Origin of the sequence: Lactobacillus sp. ESL0701 (assembly GCF_029433445.1) — a bacterium.
Lineage (GTDB): Bacteria > Bacillota > Bacilli > Lactobacillales > Lactobacillaceae > Lactobacillus.
In genome coordinates this window covers 1-15,483 of record NZ_JAQTIC010000001.1, presented here as the reverse complement: position 1 = coordinate 15,483, position 15,483 = coordinate 1, and the positions used below count along the sequence as shown (strand labels likewise).

The window sequence follows — 15,483 nt, the reverse complement described above, 5'->3', positions numbered from 1 at the left end:
GGAGAACAATATGCAGATTGCTAAAAAAGTACGAGGTTTAACTACTTTTGACTTAAAAATAATCGGAATTATTTTAATGGTAGTCGACCATTTTCACCAGATGTTTTATCCGCTGGGCGCACCGAGTTGGCTGGACTGGTTCGGTCGACCAGTAGCCACTATTTTCTTTTTTACTAGTGTAGTTGGCTTTAGCCACACGCACGATAAGAAGAAATATATGGAACGGCTGTATATTTCAATGGTTTTGATGGCGCTGTTTACAGCAATTTTGGAAAAAACGGTCCACTTTGAGCAAGTAGTGTTAATCAACAACATTTTCCGTGATTTGTTTATCGGGACAATGTTTATGACTGGTATTGATCAATTTGCGGCTGCTAAAGATGGCAACAAGGCAAAACATATTAGTTTAGGAATTTTATGGTTTGCCTTACCGTTTATTTTTTCAGGGATTACGACATTTCTTGTTGGTGCAGCTGGCTTGCCGTTAATAATTAAGCAAATTGCTCTGGGCATTTTTCCAGCAATTCTCTTAGCTGAAAATAATATTATGGTTTTGTTAATTCCGCTATTATATCTATTTAGAAATAACAAAAAAATCCAATGTCTGCTGATTGCAGTAACCGCGTTACTTTATGGTTTAACTGGTTCAACTCAGTGGATGATGATTTTTGCAATTATTCCGATTTGGTTTTATAACGGTCAAAAGGGTCCGGGCATGAAATACTTCTTTTATATTTTCTATCCGGCACATATTGCCTTGCTATATTGCCTAGCCGCATTTTTGTACAAAGTAATTATTAAATAAGATTGATGGGTACTTCTTCAAGGGAAGTACCTTTTTTAGTTCTGATTCATAATAGATAATTATTAAACAAAATAAATTTTATATTAATTCGTATAGTCAAAAATCAAATATAAAGTGCTATTATAGAGTGAAACTATTGATTATTTTGATGCTTTTAAGGAAGGAATTATCATGAAAATTGGCTTTATCGGAACAGGCGTGATGGGCAACGCGATTTGTCTTAATTTGTTAAAAGCGGGTTATAAATTGTGGGTCTATAATCGCACTAAGTCCAAGACAGATAATTTGGTGGCTGAAGGTGCTACTTGGTGTGCTAATCCTAAGGCGGTTACGGATGCGACCGATGTGATTTTCACGATGGTTGGTTTTCCACGTGATGTTGAGCAAATTTATTTTGGCGCTGACGGTATTTTAACGACTGATGTTAAGGGCAAGATAATCGTTGATATGACAACTTCTAAGCCTAAGTTAGCAGAAAAGATTTACGCTGCAGGTGAAGAAAAAGGCGCGCAAGTTTTGGACGCACCAGTTTCCGGTGGCGATTTAGGTGCTAAAAATGGTACTTTGACTGTCATGGTTGGTGGCGATAAGGCAGCTTTTACGACCTTAAAGCCGGTTTTTGAAGCTATCAGCAGTATGGTGCAATATTTTGGTCCAGCGGGTGCTGGTCAGAATACTAAGATGGCTAACCAAATCATGATTGCCGGGACAATGACGGGGATGACCGAAATGCTGGTTTACGCGCAAAAGGCGGGACTAGACTTGCCGGCAGTAGTTAAAACTGTTGGCGGCGGCAGTGCTGCTAATTGGAGCTTAAGTAATTATGCACCCCGAGTTTTAAAAGGCGATTATACTCCCGGATTTTTTAGCAAGCATTTCTTAAAAGATTTGCGGATTGCGTTAGATACCGCTCAAGAGATGGACGTTGAGCTGCCGGCAACGGAGAAAGCTAAGGAATTGTATGAAATCTTGGTTGATGAAAAAGACTTGGGTGATTTAGGCACGCAAGGACTAATTAAACTATGGTGGGAGTAAACTAGGAGAATTCGATGAAGCAAGTAAAAATTAATGGCCGCATGGTGCCGGCAATTGGCATTGGTACTTGGCACATGGGTAGTGATTCGGCTAAACAGCAAGTAGAAACGGCTGCAATTCAAGCTGGAATTGCAGCAGGGGCCAAGTTAATTGACACTGCGGAGATTTACGGTAAGGGTGCATCTGAAACCTTAGTTGGTCAAGCAATTAAGCCGTATAAACGGGAAGAACTGTTCGTCGTTTCAAAAGTTTGGCCGGAGAATGCGACGAAGAAGGACTTGGAACAACACTTAGATGCTAGTTTAGATCGTCTTAAGACAGATTATTTAGATATGTATTTGCTTCATTGGCGCGATCAGGTGCCATTAGAAGAGTCAATTGCCGAATTGGATCGGATGCGTGAAAAGGGCAAGATTAAGTCTTGGGGCGTTTCTAATTTTGACGTGGCAGATTTAGAAGAAGTCGAGACCCTTCCTGCTGGTCAAAATTTGGCGGCAAACGAAGACCTTTATAATTTGAATGCTCGCGGCTTGGATTTTGATTTGATTCCGTGGCAAAAAGAACGTGACATACCGCTGCTTGCTTATAGTCCAGTTGGCGGTTTAAATAATAATTTACATACCGATATGCTTACTAATCCAGTAATTGAACAAATTGCTCATGAGCATAACGCTTCAGTTTATCAAGTATTACTTAGCTGGACAATTCGTGATGGAATAACGATTGCAATTCCGCAAACGGCTAATGCAGACCACATGAGAGATAACATCGCGGCTGCTAATTTGGAATTAACAAGTGCTGACTTAGCAGCAATTGATGAACAATATCCGCGGCCTACGCACAAGATACCGCTTGATTTAGATTAAGGTACTAAAGAACTCAAGTTGAGTTCTTTTTTTATACAGCTTTTCATAAATGTATATATTTTTTTGCGTTATGCAGTACTTATTTTGGTAAAATAAATAAGTTAAACAAATTTTATTAGAGGAGTAAATTAATGGATTTATCGCTTGTTATTGTGTCGGTGGCTGCTTTTTTGACGCCGACACTGTTAGCGCGGTTTAAAGTATCGCTGATACCAACAACTGTTGCGGAAATTATTGTCGGTGTAATTTTAGGTAAAAGCTGCTTTAACATCATTCATATTAATTCGGTTTTGAATACTTTGAGTACGCTGGGTACGATTATGTTGCTGTTTTTAAGTGGGATGGAAATCGACTTTTCACTATTTAAAAAGAGCAAGCCAACGACGGAATTGGCTACTAAAAAAGCACAAAATAAAACCAAAGAAACACCGTTAAAGATTGCGATTATCGCTTATTCACTAACAATTGTCGTATCCGTTGTTTTGGGAATATTATTTAAAGTTTGTGGACTATTTTCAGACGTGTTTTTGTCAGTAATCCTGTTTGCGACGGTTTCACTTGGCGTCATGATTAGCATTTTAAAAGAAAATAATTTGCTGGGGCAATCATACGGGCAAACTCTGCTGCTATTTGGGGTGTTAGGTGAAATTATTCCGCTGCTCGGCTTAACTATTTATTCCGCAATTAAAAGTGGTAATGGCGGCACTTTATGGCTAATTTCGCTTGTCTTTTTGGCTGCGGCTTACTTATTAGCACGGTTTCGTAATTTCTTTAATGTGTTTGGCAGATTAACTAAGTCAACTACGCAACTCGATATGCGGTTTGCCTTTTTGGTAATTGTTATTTTGGTTGTTCTAGCAACATCGGTCGGTGCCGAAAATATTTTGGGAGCATTTTTAGCAGGGATTGTCATCAAGCTGCTGGAACCTGAAGAAGCAACTGAAGAAAAGTTGAACGCGATTGGTTATGGTTTCTTAATTCCATTTTTCTTTATCTTAACGGGTGTGAAGTTGAATTTGATTACGCTGCTTAGCTCAAGGGCAACTTTAACATTAATTCCTTTGCTATTATTGGCATTCTTATTAGCTAAAATGCCAGCTTATTATAGCTTTAAGAGATTATTTTCTAAGCAAAACGCACTAGCAGGTACTTTTTTAGTTGAAACAACAATGACCTTGGTTATTTCTGGTGTAGCGATTGCGCAAAATATTCATGCGCTAAATAGCCAGCAAGGTGGTGCCTTAACTTTGGCAGCTGTATTAACTTGCTTAATCGGACCAATGCTCTTTAAAAAGTTGTACCAGCCCAAAGACGAGCAGCTGCCTAAAACGACGGTTCATATTATTGGTACCACTGTTACTTCTGTTGCCACCTGCCACCAATTACCACATGATTGGTATGACACGAGTTTATATACGCAACATCAAGAAAGTTATGAAACTTATAAAAATTCAGCACCAGTGACGCTGCTTGGTACATTGGAACCAGCAGACTTAATTAAACAGGGGATTTTTGATACCGATATTTTGGTGATTACGGATATCCATTCCAAAATTAATTATGATTTGGCGTTAGCTGCTAAAAAGTATGGTGTTGAGCGCGTTTTAGTTAGAATGGATGATCCTAATCCTGATGAAGCTGATTCGATGGAGAAGGAATTAAGTAATTTAAAGATTGAATACTTTAATACCTTTGATACTGGTGTTGGTGTCTTTCGCACCGCGATTGAATCACCGGAAGTTTTACGCTTTATTACTTCGTCAACGTCAAGTTTATTTGAAGTAACAATGACTAATAGTCGTTTTAATGGTGGTCTAATATCAGATTTACCTGAAATTAATGAAGTCGTAATTAGTAAAATTGTTCGTCATGGAAAATTCGTTGATCCACGTGATGATCTGCGATTGCAGCTTGGTGATCACTTAATTATGGCGGGACCACGTGAAGTAGTTTCACGATTGCGATTATTACTTGATAATCAGTTGGGATAAATAAAAAAGCAGCTTATAGTAAGCTGCTTTTTTTAGATAATTGCCAAAACAAGACTGATAACTGCCGCTAAAATAACTAATGGCAGTAACAAATGAATGAAGAAAACAAAGATAATTCCACAGGCTAACAGGAAGAAACAAACTTTAAATACTCCAGCACCAAGTTTTAGTAAAAGCCAGGTTATTAAACAAATTAGTAAAAGTGTCAGCATCAGTAATTCCTCCAATTAAATTAAGAATTATTATAGCTGGTTTGCATAAAAGAGTGCAGAAAAAGGATTAACTTTAAAAATAGTTAACTAACTACTTTTTGACTTGAAGATTGTTATAATATTCTTTTAGACATTTTGGCTTAATTGTTATTCCCCAGGAAATAATATGAAAGGATTGTGGCATTTGAAATATCAACAAATAATTTTTGATGTAGATGACACATTAATTGATTCAGCTGCTACGGAAAACTTCTCACTTCACCAGCTTTTTGCTGCGCATCATTGGCAATTGACGCCAGCTTTGCAGCAAAATTATCATCGTTATAATTAAGAGTTGTGGCGCCAACTTGAATTAGGTGAAATTACTTATGAAAAATTGAGTAGGATTACTTTTCAGAATTTTCTTAAGGATAATTTGGGCTTAGAAGTTGATGGCTTAAAAATCATGACGGAGTATCGGTCATATTTTAGTAAGGCACACCAGCTTTTGCCGGGAGTTGAAAATACGCTCAAGCTTGCTAGTAACCTTGGCTATCAGTTAACTATTTTGAGTAATGGCGAACAACTAATTCAAAATCAGCGCTTGGAACTTGCTGGGATTAAAGATTATTTTAGCTTGATTGTTACTTCACAAGAAGCTGGATTTTCTAAGCCAGATAAACGAATTTTTGATTACTTTTTTGCTCGGACAAAGATTCCTCCTGAGAAGACAATTTTCTTTGGTGATGGTTTGCAGTCGGACATCTTAGGCGCTGATAAATATGGCTTTGATAGTATTTGGTATAATCATCGTCATCGCTCAAATAACCTTAATTTTTACTCGCTTTTGGAAGTCGATAGTTACCAAAAATTTGCTAAATTATTGCAAAATAACTTTAATACATTTTTAACAAACTAAGAGCTTAGGTTTCGGTATAATAAAAGTGAAAGAGAGGACAAGCTTATGAATGACATGAATTCACTAACCGATACCTATGAATTGAATAATGGCGTCAAGATTCCTGCTGTTGGCTTTGGCACGTGGCAGACTCCTGATGGTGAAGTTGCGCAAAATTCTGTGATGACCGCAATTAATTCTGGTTATCGGTTGATTGATACCGCGGCAGCGTATGGTAATGAAGAAAGTGTGGGTAAGGGTATTAGCAAGAGCGGCATTAGTCGTTATGATGTATTTGTTGCGACTAAATTGTGGAATACCGATCATGGCTATCAGCGGACTGCAGCCGCAATTGATACTAGTCTAGAAAAATTAGGTTTAGACTATCTTGATTTGTACTTAATACATTGGCCTAATCCGGTTGCTGTACGTGATCATTGGGCTGAATTAAACGCTGAAAGCTGGCGGGCAATGGAAGATGCCCTGAAAGCTGGCAAAATTCGCGCAATCGGGGTTTCTAATTTTAGAAAGCACCATCTTGATGAGCTGTTAAAGACCGCGGACTTTCGACCAGCTGTTAACCAGATTTATTTAAATCCAAGTGATATGCAAGAAGACGTGATAGCATATAACAATGAATTAGGGATCTTAAATGAAGCTTATAGTCCATTGGGTACAGGTGGTTTACTTACTAATGGGCTAGTTTCTGAAATTGCTAATCATTATGGTAAAAGTCCAGCCCAATTATTGTTGCGTTGGTCAATCCAGCATAACTTCTTGCCACTGCCTAAGTCGGTTCATCCAAAGTATATCGCTGCTAATACGCAAATTTTTGATTTTGCAATTAGCGACCAAGACATGTCGCAATTAGATGGATTACATGGTGCTGCGCAAGTTGCTAAGGATCCAGATAAGACAGACTTTTAATTATATAAGAAAAGAGTAATATCGAATGAAGATTGGCTTTATTGGTACTGGTAAAATTGGTTCATCAATTATTTTAGGCTTATTACAAGCAGATATTGCGGGAGCAGATATTTATGTCTTTGATGGGGGACACAAGTCTGCCCAAAAAATTGCCGCTGAAAAAGGTCTACACTTAATTAATAATTATGCGGAATTTAATGACTGTACCGCGGTAATTGTTGCAGTTGGCGGACCAGTGATTAATACAATTTTGTCGAACTTGGGTCAAGTTTATCACGGTATTATGCTGTCAACTGGTGGCGGCGATTTAGTAAAAGTTAATCAAGAAGCAGCTTCTGACACATCGTTTGCCAAAGTTGTGCCTAATACTCCTGTTCAAATTGGCGAGGGCATTACAGTTGTCAGCTTTGTTACTAATGAAGACCAAGCAGTTATTAAGACAGTTCAAGAGATTTTGGGCAAGCTTGGTGATGTTTATGTTGTTCCCGAAAATCTTTTAGGAATATACGGGACGGTTGCTGGCTGTGCACCTGCTTATGTTGACCTAATGATTGAAGCATTGAGTGATGCTGCTGTTCAAAATGGTGTTAAACGTGCTGAATCTTATCCAATCATTGAAAAGATGATTTTGGGAACGGCTAAGTTAGCATTGACTACTAAAAAGTTACCTGAAGAATTAAAAGACGAGGTAACAACTCCAGGTGGTACGACTATTAAGGGCGTTGTTAAATTGGAAGAAACTAGTTTTAGAAATGCTTTAATTCAAGCGATCAACGCATCAGCTAACTAATTAAAAAGACGAAATGTTTCATATGAAACATTTCGCTTTTTTTGATGGGAAAACAAAATAGACATTGAGTGATTCTACCCAATGTCTATTTTTAGTTACATGTAAGAAAGGAATTGAGATTAATTAAAATTCTTTGTCCAAATCAACAGGAGTGTCAGGAGTCTCGCCTTTAATTAATTTCAAGTTGTTGTCGAATGCTTTAACAACCATGTTGCGAACTGCATGAGTCGTGTAGAAAGCAGTATGTGGGGTTACCAAAACATTTGGCCGTGCAATCAGATCTGCCAAACGTTTGTCAGGCAATTCTTTGTCGCTGAAGTCATTATTAAAAATACCAACTTCACTTTCATAAGTATCCATGACGAAGCCGAAGATTTTACCTGAATCTAAGCCGCGAATAACAGCGTCGGTATCAACTAGCGGACCACGGGAGACGTTAATAATCACAACGTCATCTTTCATCTTTTTGATTGAGTCATCATTAATCATGTGGACATTCTCTGGAGTATCGGGAACGTGCAACGAAATAACATCTGCTTGAGCATAGATGTCGTCAAGGGAATCAACATAGTAGCCTTGCTTTTCCAGTTCAGGGTTCCTGTAAATATCGTAAGCGATGACTTTAGCGCCAAAGCCTTCCATAATCTTCATAAATACTTGACCAATATGACCAGTACCGATAACACCGACAGTTTGGTCACGAACTTCACGTCCAATTGTTGGTGCCCAACGGAAATCATGGCGAGCAATCTTGTCGTCCATGCGCTTATCTTGACGCAAAATTCTTGCGGCTTGAACAGCAGCGTGTTCAGCGATTGCATCTGGGGAGTAAACAGGAACATTCGTTAATTTAAAGCCTAATGATTTAGCCTTTGGCAAGTCAATGTTATCAATTCCGACATTACGCAGTGACCAGTTATGAATACCTAATTCATCTAAGGCTTCAATTGTGTCTGCTTTATAGTCTAATTGTTGATAAGTAACGACACCATCGGCACCTTTGGCCAATTTGGCAGTTTCAGGAGTCAATAATTGATCGGTAAAATCAACGTCAACATCCTTGTGTGCGTTTTTCCATTCGGTAACGTATGGTTCTTCATCTTTTCGAATCGCATAAGCAAAAATCTTAGTCATAAATCCTAACCTCCATAAAATTAATATTATTGTCTCTTGTGTTATTATACACTTGTATCAGAACAATGGAATAATAAACTTGTGAAAAAATTAATTTTATTAATAATCGTTGAAATATAAAGCATAATGGAGCAAATAAAATGATGATGACAAAAGAGTGGCTTAGCCAATTACCAGTTAAAAATATCAAATATTGTAAAACTATTCACGGAGGTGATACAAACAAGGCTTACCAAATTAAGACAGCAACTAAAGCTTATTTTATGAAGGTTCAGCCGAATAGTTCAGTTGCTTATTTTGATCATGAAGTTTCTGGATTAAAGGAAATCGCAAAAGCAGGAGTTAATACGTTAACGCCACTTTTTCAGGGACAAATAAATGGTACTGCCTATTTGATTTTGAATTGGCTTGAGACTGATGTCGGCAGTCAAGCCGATTTAGGCAGGCAAGTTGCCAAACTTCATCACTTTCATAGTGCAAAGTTTGGCTTCGGCGATCAAACGCAAAATCGCGTAATGATTAAGAACAATCAGTGGAATCAGAGCTGGGCAGAGTTTTATATTAGGCAGCGGCTGGAGCCAGAAGTGGCAAGTGCGCGAAAATTGGGTTACTGGAATGATGAGCGTGAAGAACATTATCGGCGGATGGTGGCGCAATTTACGGCTTATTATGATTGCCATAAAGTAACGCCGAGTTTGTGTCATGGCGATTTATGGTTTGGCAATGTCTTGTTTGCGCGCGGCATGCCGTACTTAATTGATCCAGATGTGATCTATGGCGATCGTGAGTTTGACCTAGCAATGACGACCGTCTTTGGCGGTTTTAGCAATCAGTTTTACCGTGCTTATTATGAAGAATATCTGTTTGATGGAGAACTTGCACAGCGGCTAAATTGGTATCGTTTCTATTATTTATGCATGCATCTTTGCTTATTTGGTGAAAGTTATGGCAGGGCAGTTGATGAAATATTGAGTCATTTTTAAAAAACATTATAATGAATGAGACAGATAAAATAAGGAGAATAAAATGATCTTAATTTCGTGGAATATTGACTCACTAAATGCAGCTCTGACAGGAACTTCCGCGCGAGCTGAAGAAACGCGGAAAGTTTTGGCTAAAATTCATGACGAAAAGCCAGATGTGATTGCAATTCAAGAAACTAAATTGCGGGCAACTGGTCCCACCAAAAAGCATCAGGAAGTTTTGGCGGCACAATTTCCTGAATATGAGTATGTGTGGCGCTCATCTGAAGAACCTGCGCGTAAAGGTTATGCTGGTACAATGTATTTATACAAAAAGGATTTAACGCCTAAGGTGACTTATCCAGAAATTGGCGCGCCTGAGCCAATGGATCATGAAGGTCGAATTATTACCTTGGAGTTTCCGGAAGTCTTTGTTACGCAGGTGTATACACCTAATTCTGGTAGTGGCTTGAAGCGTCTAGGGGAGCGACAAATTTGGGATGAAAAATACGTTGCTTACTTACAAGAATTAGATAAGAAGAAGCCGGTTTTGGCAAGTGGTGACTATAATGTTGCCCATACAGAAATCGACTTGAAGCATCCCGACAATAATCATCATTCTGCCGGCTTCACTGATGAAGAACGGACTGATTTTACTAAATTACTTGATGCTGGCTTCACTGATACTTTTAGAAAAGTCAACGGTGATGTTAAAGGCGTATATTCATGGTGGGCTCAACGTGTGCGCACAGCCAAGGCTAATAATTCTGGCTGGCGCATTGACTATTGGCTTGCAAGCAACCGAATTGCTGACAAGGTACAACAATCAGAAATGCTGGACACAGGTGCGCGAGCAGACCATTGCCCAATCATAATTGATGTAGATATATAGAACACGTAATTATATACTATGTTAAAAACAACCAACTACAAGCAGTTGGTTGTTTTTTGTTGGCATTAGCTAATACCAGATTTAAAAGGTAGGTTTCAACTTTTCTTTTGTGTAAAATTAACTTGAGGCGATATGAATGAACAAACCACTGCAAAATGCAATTTTAAATGGCTTATATGATTCAAATTATCCGGGTCATGAATTACTTAGTCCAAAATTGTTGAGAAATACAAAAACCGATAAAATTTGGCTGACTTTACGCCAAGAATTGTTGACGTGCCGTAATTTTACCTGGGCTGTCGCTTTTGTTACTCAAGATATGCTGGTGCCGTTTAAGGTCGTGATGGCTGACTTAGCTGTTAAAGGAGTTAGCGGGACAATTATTACGGGTGACTATTTAGCATTTAATAATCCGCAAGTATTCCATGAATTAATGAAAATTCCCAATTTAACAGTTAAAGTTGCTGCAAATAATGGCTTTCATGCCAAGGGCTACCTGTTTGAACATGATGAATGGCAGACATTGGTAATTGGCAGTGCTAACTTTACTAGAGCAGCCTTACTTAGTAATTATGAGTGGGCTTTAAAAGTTAGTTCACGTGAAAATGCCGCCTTAACCAAGCAATTGGCAGTACAAATTCAGCAACTAGAAGAAACGAGTGTGCCGTTAACTGCAGAATGGCTTCAAGAATATGAGGCGAATTGGGTTAAACCTGTAAGTCGCGCAGTACCACAACTAAAGGCGGCATCCCCAATTACCCCTAACCAAATGCAGACTGCAGCCTTAAAAGAACTAAAGGCGTTAGTTGATGCTGGGCAAAAGCGCGGGCTGGTTGTTTCGGCAACAGGAACCGGGAAAACCTATCTTGGTGCCTTTGCCGTGAAGGATTTTGCACCGCACAAGTTTTTATATGTTGTGCATCGCGAGCAGATTGTTAAAAAGGCCTTAGAAAGTTTTTACCAAGTAATTGGCGGCAAGCGCAGTAATTATGGCTTATTAACTGGGCACAAGCATCAGCTTAATTGCCAGTATGTTTTCGCGACGGTGCAAACCTTGAGCCAGCCGGATATGCTGGCTAGGCTATCTAAGGATGAATTTGATTATATTTTAATTGATGAAGCTCACCGAGCTGCCGCGCCTAGTTATCAGCACGTACTTGATTATTTCACGCCGCGATTTTGGTTAGGGATGACGGCAACGCCTGAGCGAATGGACGATCAGGATGTTTATCAACTGTTTGATTATAATTTAGCCTATGAGATTAGGTTGCGGGATGCTTTAGAAGAAAAAATGCTGGCACCCTTTCATTATGTTGGGGTTGAAGACTATGAAGTTGATGGTGAAAGCATTGACGAAACGACTAATTTGCGTAATTTGGTAGCACCTAAACGGGTTGACTATGTGTTAGAGCAGCTTAATTATTATGGCTATTGTGGGGAAAAAGCACGCGGCTTAGTCTTTTGCAGCCGTCAAGAAGAAGCGCGGGAATTAGCCCGATTGTTTACTGCTCGCGGTCATTCAGCAGTGGCGTTGACTAATGAGGACAGCGAATTTAGGCGGGCGCAAGTGGTCGATCAGCTTGAAAGTGGTCAAATCGAATATATTGTAACTGTTGACTTGTTTAACGAGGGAATTGATATTCCGTCACTTAACCAGATTGTGATGCTACGTAACACCCAATCGAGCATTGTCTTTATTCAGCAGCTTGGACGAGGACTGCGGCAGTATCCGGGAAAAGATTACGTTACAGTGATTGATTTTATTGGTAATTATAAAAATAATTATCTGATTCCAATTGCGCTGAATCAAGATGCTAGCCGCAGTCAAGATAAGGCACGAGAAGAGAGTACATTGCCGGGACTAATTGATGTGTCAACGATTAACTTTAGCCGGATTGCGTCAGCTAAGATTTTGGCATCACTTGACCAAGTTAAACTTGATGGACTAAAAGAATTACGACAGTCCTACAATGATTTACAAGAAAAAATTGGCCGGCCGCCGTTATTGTTTGATTTTTATCAGTATGGTTCAACTTCACCACTGGTCTTTGCGAATAATCATAGTTTGCAGCACTACGGGCAATTTTTAAGTAAAATGGGCGAGCCAGTCGAACTTAATAAGTATGAAAATGCAGTCTTATCATTTGTGACTAAGGAATTGTTAAACGGCAAAAGACCGCATGAACTCTATTTATTACAATTACTGCTGGCAAAAGGACAGGTTAGTCAGGAAGAATATGAGCAGGAATTGCGCCAAAATCATGTTTATGTCGATAGTGCGGTGTTAACTTCAGTTGAGGCAATTTTGTCGCTGTCCTTTTTTGATATTAAACAAGGTAAAACCACCAAAAAAGCGCAATATGGTGACCAAGCGTTAATTATGCACCCCAATTTGCTGGATTATTGCTTGTCGCCGCAGTTGCAGCAGGCACTAGAAGCAAATGTGCTGTTTAAAAAATTGTTCGTTGATGTGGTTAAGACTGGCTTAGCCCTTAACAAACAATATGATAACCAACAGCAATTTACGCTTTATCAGCAGTATGATCGCAAGGATGTTTGTCGTCTGCTTAACTGGCCTAAAGATGTGTCAGCGCCAATGTATGGTTATCGAGTCGATGAGAAAGAAACGCCCATTTTTATCACTTACCAAAAAGATTCAGACGACAAGCGTAACGCGGTTTATGATAATACGCTAGAAGATGGTCAGAGCTTGCGTTGGTACACTCGTTCACCGCGCCACCTTGATTCAGATGAAGTGCAGCGATTACTTAATTCCCCACAGATGAAATTGCACTTGTTTGTCAAAAAGAGCGATGCAATTGGTAAGCAGTTTTTCTATTTGGGTGAAGCCGATATTCAAAAGGAAACAGTGAAAGAGGAATTGCTGGGGCCGAAAAAGAAGGCAGCAGTGGGGATGAATCTACTATTAAAGCATCCGCTTGCCGCCAGAATGTATGAATTATTATTTGCGGAATAAAAAAAGCTTCCATGTATATGGAAGCTTTTTTAGTTTAGTTAATTTATCTGGAAACAAATGTGTTTGATTTAAGATGCTGCAAAATGGCGTAACCAACGTCTTTTTCATCATTTTCATTATCGTCAGTTTGGTTGAGAAACATAACAATTCCGTTTTGATTATCGGTTGTTAGTTGTACCCAGGTGCCAAAGTGGTTGCCGCTAAGACTGCCGTAAGCTAATTTTAGTGAATCATTATTTTTGAGGTACATGCCGCCAGAATAATCAGTTATCTTACTATTTAAGTGAGTAAGGTAATTGAAGTCGTCCTTGTTAAGGATCGTACCGTTGGTTAAGCCAACTTGAATTTTATAATATTCTTCTGGAGTTGAGAATAAATTGCCGGCGCCGGGAATTTGAGAAGCGAGGGAACGTTTAACATAGGAAGAATTTTGGTAATTTTTCCCACCATTGGAATAATACGAAATTGGATCTGTCATGCCATGGGGAATATTTTGGTACAAGTAAGTATGTTTAAGACCTAACTTGTTAACAATTCGATTCTGGAAGTTTGTTTCGTAAGATTGACCGGTTAGTTGGCGGATAATGCCGACCAGCAAGATATAGTTGCTGTTGTTGTACTTGTAAGTTCCAACTGGGGCCGAAGCGGAATTATTAACCTTATTAACTATCCAATTGACTGCGTTGTTTTCGGAATAATTATAACCACGATTAATTTCGGTATTGGTGACGGTAATTCCGGAAGTATGAGTTAACAGGTTGCCAACAGAAATTTGATCGGCGTTTTTAAGATTAGGGTACCAGCGAGAAATTTTGGTATATTGTGAAAAAGCTTTGTCAGTATGTAAATTTTCGTTGATTAACTGAATGATCATTGCGCCTGTGATTACTTTTTGCAAGGATGCGGTTGGATAAACAACACTATCGTCGCCATTACCAATTCGCTTGCCATACCAAGCATAACCGTAGCTAATTGGTTGTACCTGACCGTTTTTGATGACGGCAACACTACCGCGCATGTGATGCTGCTGCAGCGTGTTTCTCACAAAAGTGTACATATCATTTTGATTGCTGGTACTAGAAGCTGCTTCAGTTTGCACAGCACTAGTAGCTAATGGTGCGGTTAAGCCCAAAGTTAGAGCTGCCGCTAATGTAATAATTTTATGCTTCAAAATTTAAATTTGCTCCTCTCGAAGATATAGTTGTATTATAGAACGATTGTGTTAATAAACGTGTGCAAAACTATTAAAATTGTTTAACAATATTGCTTTTGATAGAATTGACAACCAATTTACGTTATAGGAATTAATTTTAGTTATATATGGAAGAAAAATAAAATGACAGCAAAGAAAATTATCCGTGATACCTTATTTTTAAAGCAAAAAGCTCAAGAAGCAACTAAAGAAGATTACCAAACCGCAATTGATTTGCGGGATACATTAATTGCTGAACGTGAATCAGCTGCTGGACTTGCAGCTAATATGATTGGCGTTAATAAAAAAATTATTGCCTTTTATATGGGAGATTTACCGATTGTGATGATTAATCCGCAGATAATTGCCCAAAGTGGTCAGTATTCGACAGAAGAAGGCTGTCTTTCCTTATTTGGCTTGCGCAAGACAGAGCGCTATCGGGCAATAACGGTTGAGTATCAGAATTTAAATTTTGAGATACAGAAGCAAAGTTTTACCGATTTTATCGCGGAAACTATCCAACATGAGGTGGATCATTGTGCAGGAATCCTGATTTAAGCAAAAGTTTTTTGGATGAAAAACGTTGGTATATCAAGGGTTGATATTATTTTTGAAAAAAGTAGTCAAAAAAGCTTGCAAAAGAGGAGACAAGTTGGTAGTATTAATAACTGTCGTCGGGCAAGAGAGCGAAAGGCTTGAGAGCAAGGCGGCGAAAGAAACTAAGCAAAAGAGCTTGACAAGAGCAGGAAGGTTTAGTAAGATAATAAACGCTGCTGAGGGAGTTGAAAACTTCTTCAGGAGCGGGTCAGAAAAAAGTTCTTGA

At 38.8% G+C, this 15,483-nt stretch carries 14 protein-coding genes and 1 pseudogene; 11 read left to right on the top strand and 4 right to left on the bottom strand.

What is annotated here, in order from left to right; all coding sequences use genetic code 11:
- The first annotated feature begins 10 nt into the window (after nucleotides 1–10).
- The 4 genes from PT281_RS00075 (at nucleotide 11) to PT281_RS00060 (ending at nucleotide 4,697) form a co-directional block, all read left to right on the top strand.
- Nucleotides 11–805 carry a TraX family protein gene (locus tag PT281_RS00075; protein WP_277150995.1) on the top strand — a complete coding sequence of 265 codons (795 nt, stop codon included), beginning with the start codon at nucleotides 11–13 and terminating at the stop codon, nucleotides 803–805.
- A 171-nt stretch (nucleotides 806–976) separates the two neighbouring features.
- Nucleotides 977–1,840 carry an NAD(P)-dependent oxidoreductase gene (locus tag PT281_RS00070; protein WP_277150994.1) on the top strand — a complete coding sequence of 288 codons (864 nt, stop codon included), beginning with the start codon at nucleotides 977–979 and terminating at the stop codon, nucleotides 1,838–1,840.
- Between the two features lie 14 nt (nucleotides 1,841–1,854).
- Complete coding sequence (locus PT281_RS00065; RefSeq protein ID WP_277150993.1) at nucleotides 1,855–2,706, top strand: aldo/keto reductase; 852 nt, start codon at nucleotides 1,855–1,857, stop codon at nucleotides 2,704–2,706.
- A gap of 131 nt (nucleotides 2,707–2,837) precedes the next feature.
- Nucleotides 2,838–4,697 (top strand): cation:proton antiporter, encoded by a 1,860-nt coding sequence (locus PT281_RS00060; protein ID WP_277150992.1) that lies wholly within the window; start codon nucleotides 2,838–2,840, stop codon nucleotides 4,695–4,697.
- Nucleotides 4,698–4,729: 32 nt separating this feature from the next.
- Here the strand turns inward: PT281_RS00060 and PT281_RS00055 are convergent, their stop codons facing one another.
- Nucleotides 4,730–4,909 carry a hypothetical protein gene (locus tag PT281_RS00055; RefSeq protein WP_277150991.1) on the bottom strand — a complete coding sequence of 60 codons (180 nt, stop codon included), beginning with the start codon at nucleotides 4,907–4,909 and terminating at the stop codon, nucleotides 4,730–4,732.
- Nucleotides 4,910–5,093: 184 nt separating this feature from the next.
- On the opposite strand from PT281_RS00055, the pseudogene PT281_RS00050 reads away from it, so the two are divergent.
- From PT281_RS00050 to PT281_RS00040, 3 genes and pseudogenes are all read left to right on the top strand, one after another.
- A pseudogene (locus PT281_RS00050) lies at nucleotides 5,094–5,807 on the top strand (YjjG family noncanonical pyrimidine nucleotidase).
- Between the two features lie 45 nt (nucleotides 5,808–5,852).
- A complete protein-coding gene (locus tag PT281_RS00045; protein ID WP_277150990.1) occupies nucleotides 5,853–6,713 on the top strand; it encodes an aldo/keto reductase in 861 nt (286 codons plus the stop codon).
- A gap of 25 nt (nucleotides 6,714–6,738) precedes the next feature.
- Nucleotides 6,739–7,503: a pyrroline-5-carboxylate reductase gene (locus PT281_RS00040; protein WP_277150989.1), complete on the top strand. Its 765-nt coding sequence runs from the start codon at nucleotides 6,739–6,741 to the stop codon at nucleotides 7,501–7,503.
- A 123-nt stretch (nucleotides 7,504–7,626) separates the two neighbouring features.
- On the opposite strand, the gene PT281_RS00035 is transcribed toward PT281_RS00040, so the two are convergent.
- A complete protein-coding gene (locus tag PT281_RS00035; RefSeq protein WP_277150988.1) occupies nucleotides 7,627–8,637 on the bottom strand; it encodes a D-2-hydroxyacid dehydrogenase in 1,011 nt (336 codons plus the stop codon).
- Between the two features lie 140 nt (nucleotides 8,638–8,777).
- On the opposite strand from PT281_RS00035, the gene PT281_RS00030 reads away from it, so the two are divergent.
- The 3 genes from PT281_RS00030 (at nucleotide 8,778) to PT281_RS00020 (ending at nucleotide 13,468) form a co-directional block, all read left to right on the top strand.
- Nucleotides 8,778–9,620, top strand: coding sequence for a fructosamine kinase family protein (locus PT281_RS00030; RefSeq protein WP_277150987.1), 843 nt, complete (start codon nucleotides 8,778–8,780; stop codon nucleotides 9,618–9,620).
- A gap of 43 nt (nucleotides 9,621–9,663) precedes the next feature.
- The gene (locus PT281_RS00025; protein ID WP_277150986.1) at nucleotides 9,664–10,491 is read left to right on the top strand and encodes an exodeoxyribonuclease III; all 828 of its coding nucleotides are present in this window, start codon (nucleotides 9,664–9,666) and stop codon (nucleotides 10,489–10,491) included.
- A gap of 136 nt (nucleotides 10,492–10,627) precedes the next feature.
- The gene (locus PT281_RS00020) at nucleotides 10,628–13,468 is read left to right on the top strand and encodes a DEAD/DEAH box helicase (RefSeq protein ID WP_277150985.1); all 2,841 of its coding nucleotides are present in this window, start codon (nucleotides 10,628–10,630) and stop codon (nucleotides 13,466–13,468) included.
- A gap of 43 nt (nucleotides 13,469–13,511) precedes the next feature.
- Here PT281_RS00020 and PT281_RS00015 read toward each other — a convergent pair whose 3' ends face one another.
- Entirely contained in the window at nucleotides 13,512–14,639 is a 1,128-nt protein-coding gene (locus PT281_RS00015; RefSeq protein WP_277150984.1) for a serine hydrolase domain-containing protein, read from the bottom strand.
- 165 nt (nucleotides 14,640–14,804) lie between these two features.
- Between PT281_RS00015 and PT281_RS00010 the strand changes: the two genes are divergently transcribed.
- Nucleotides 14,805–15,218: a peptide deformylase gene (locus tag PT281_RS00010; RefSeq protein ID WP_277150983.1), complete on the top strand. Its 414-nt coding sequence runs from the start codon at nucleotides 14,805–14,807 to the stop codon at nucleotides 15,216–15,218.
- 33 nt (nucleotides 15,219–15,251) lie between these two features.
- Here PT281_RS00010 and PT281_RS00005 read toward each other — a convergent pair.
- Nucleotides 15,252–15,483 (bottom strand): hypothetical protein (locus PT281_RS00005; protein ID WP_277150982.1); only part of this gene is annotated, 232 nt, incomplete at its 5' end.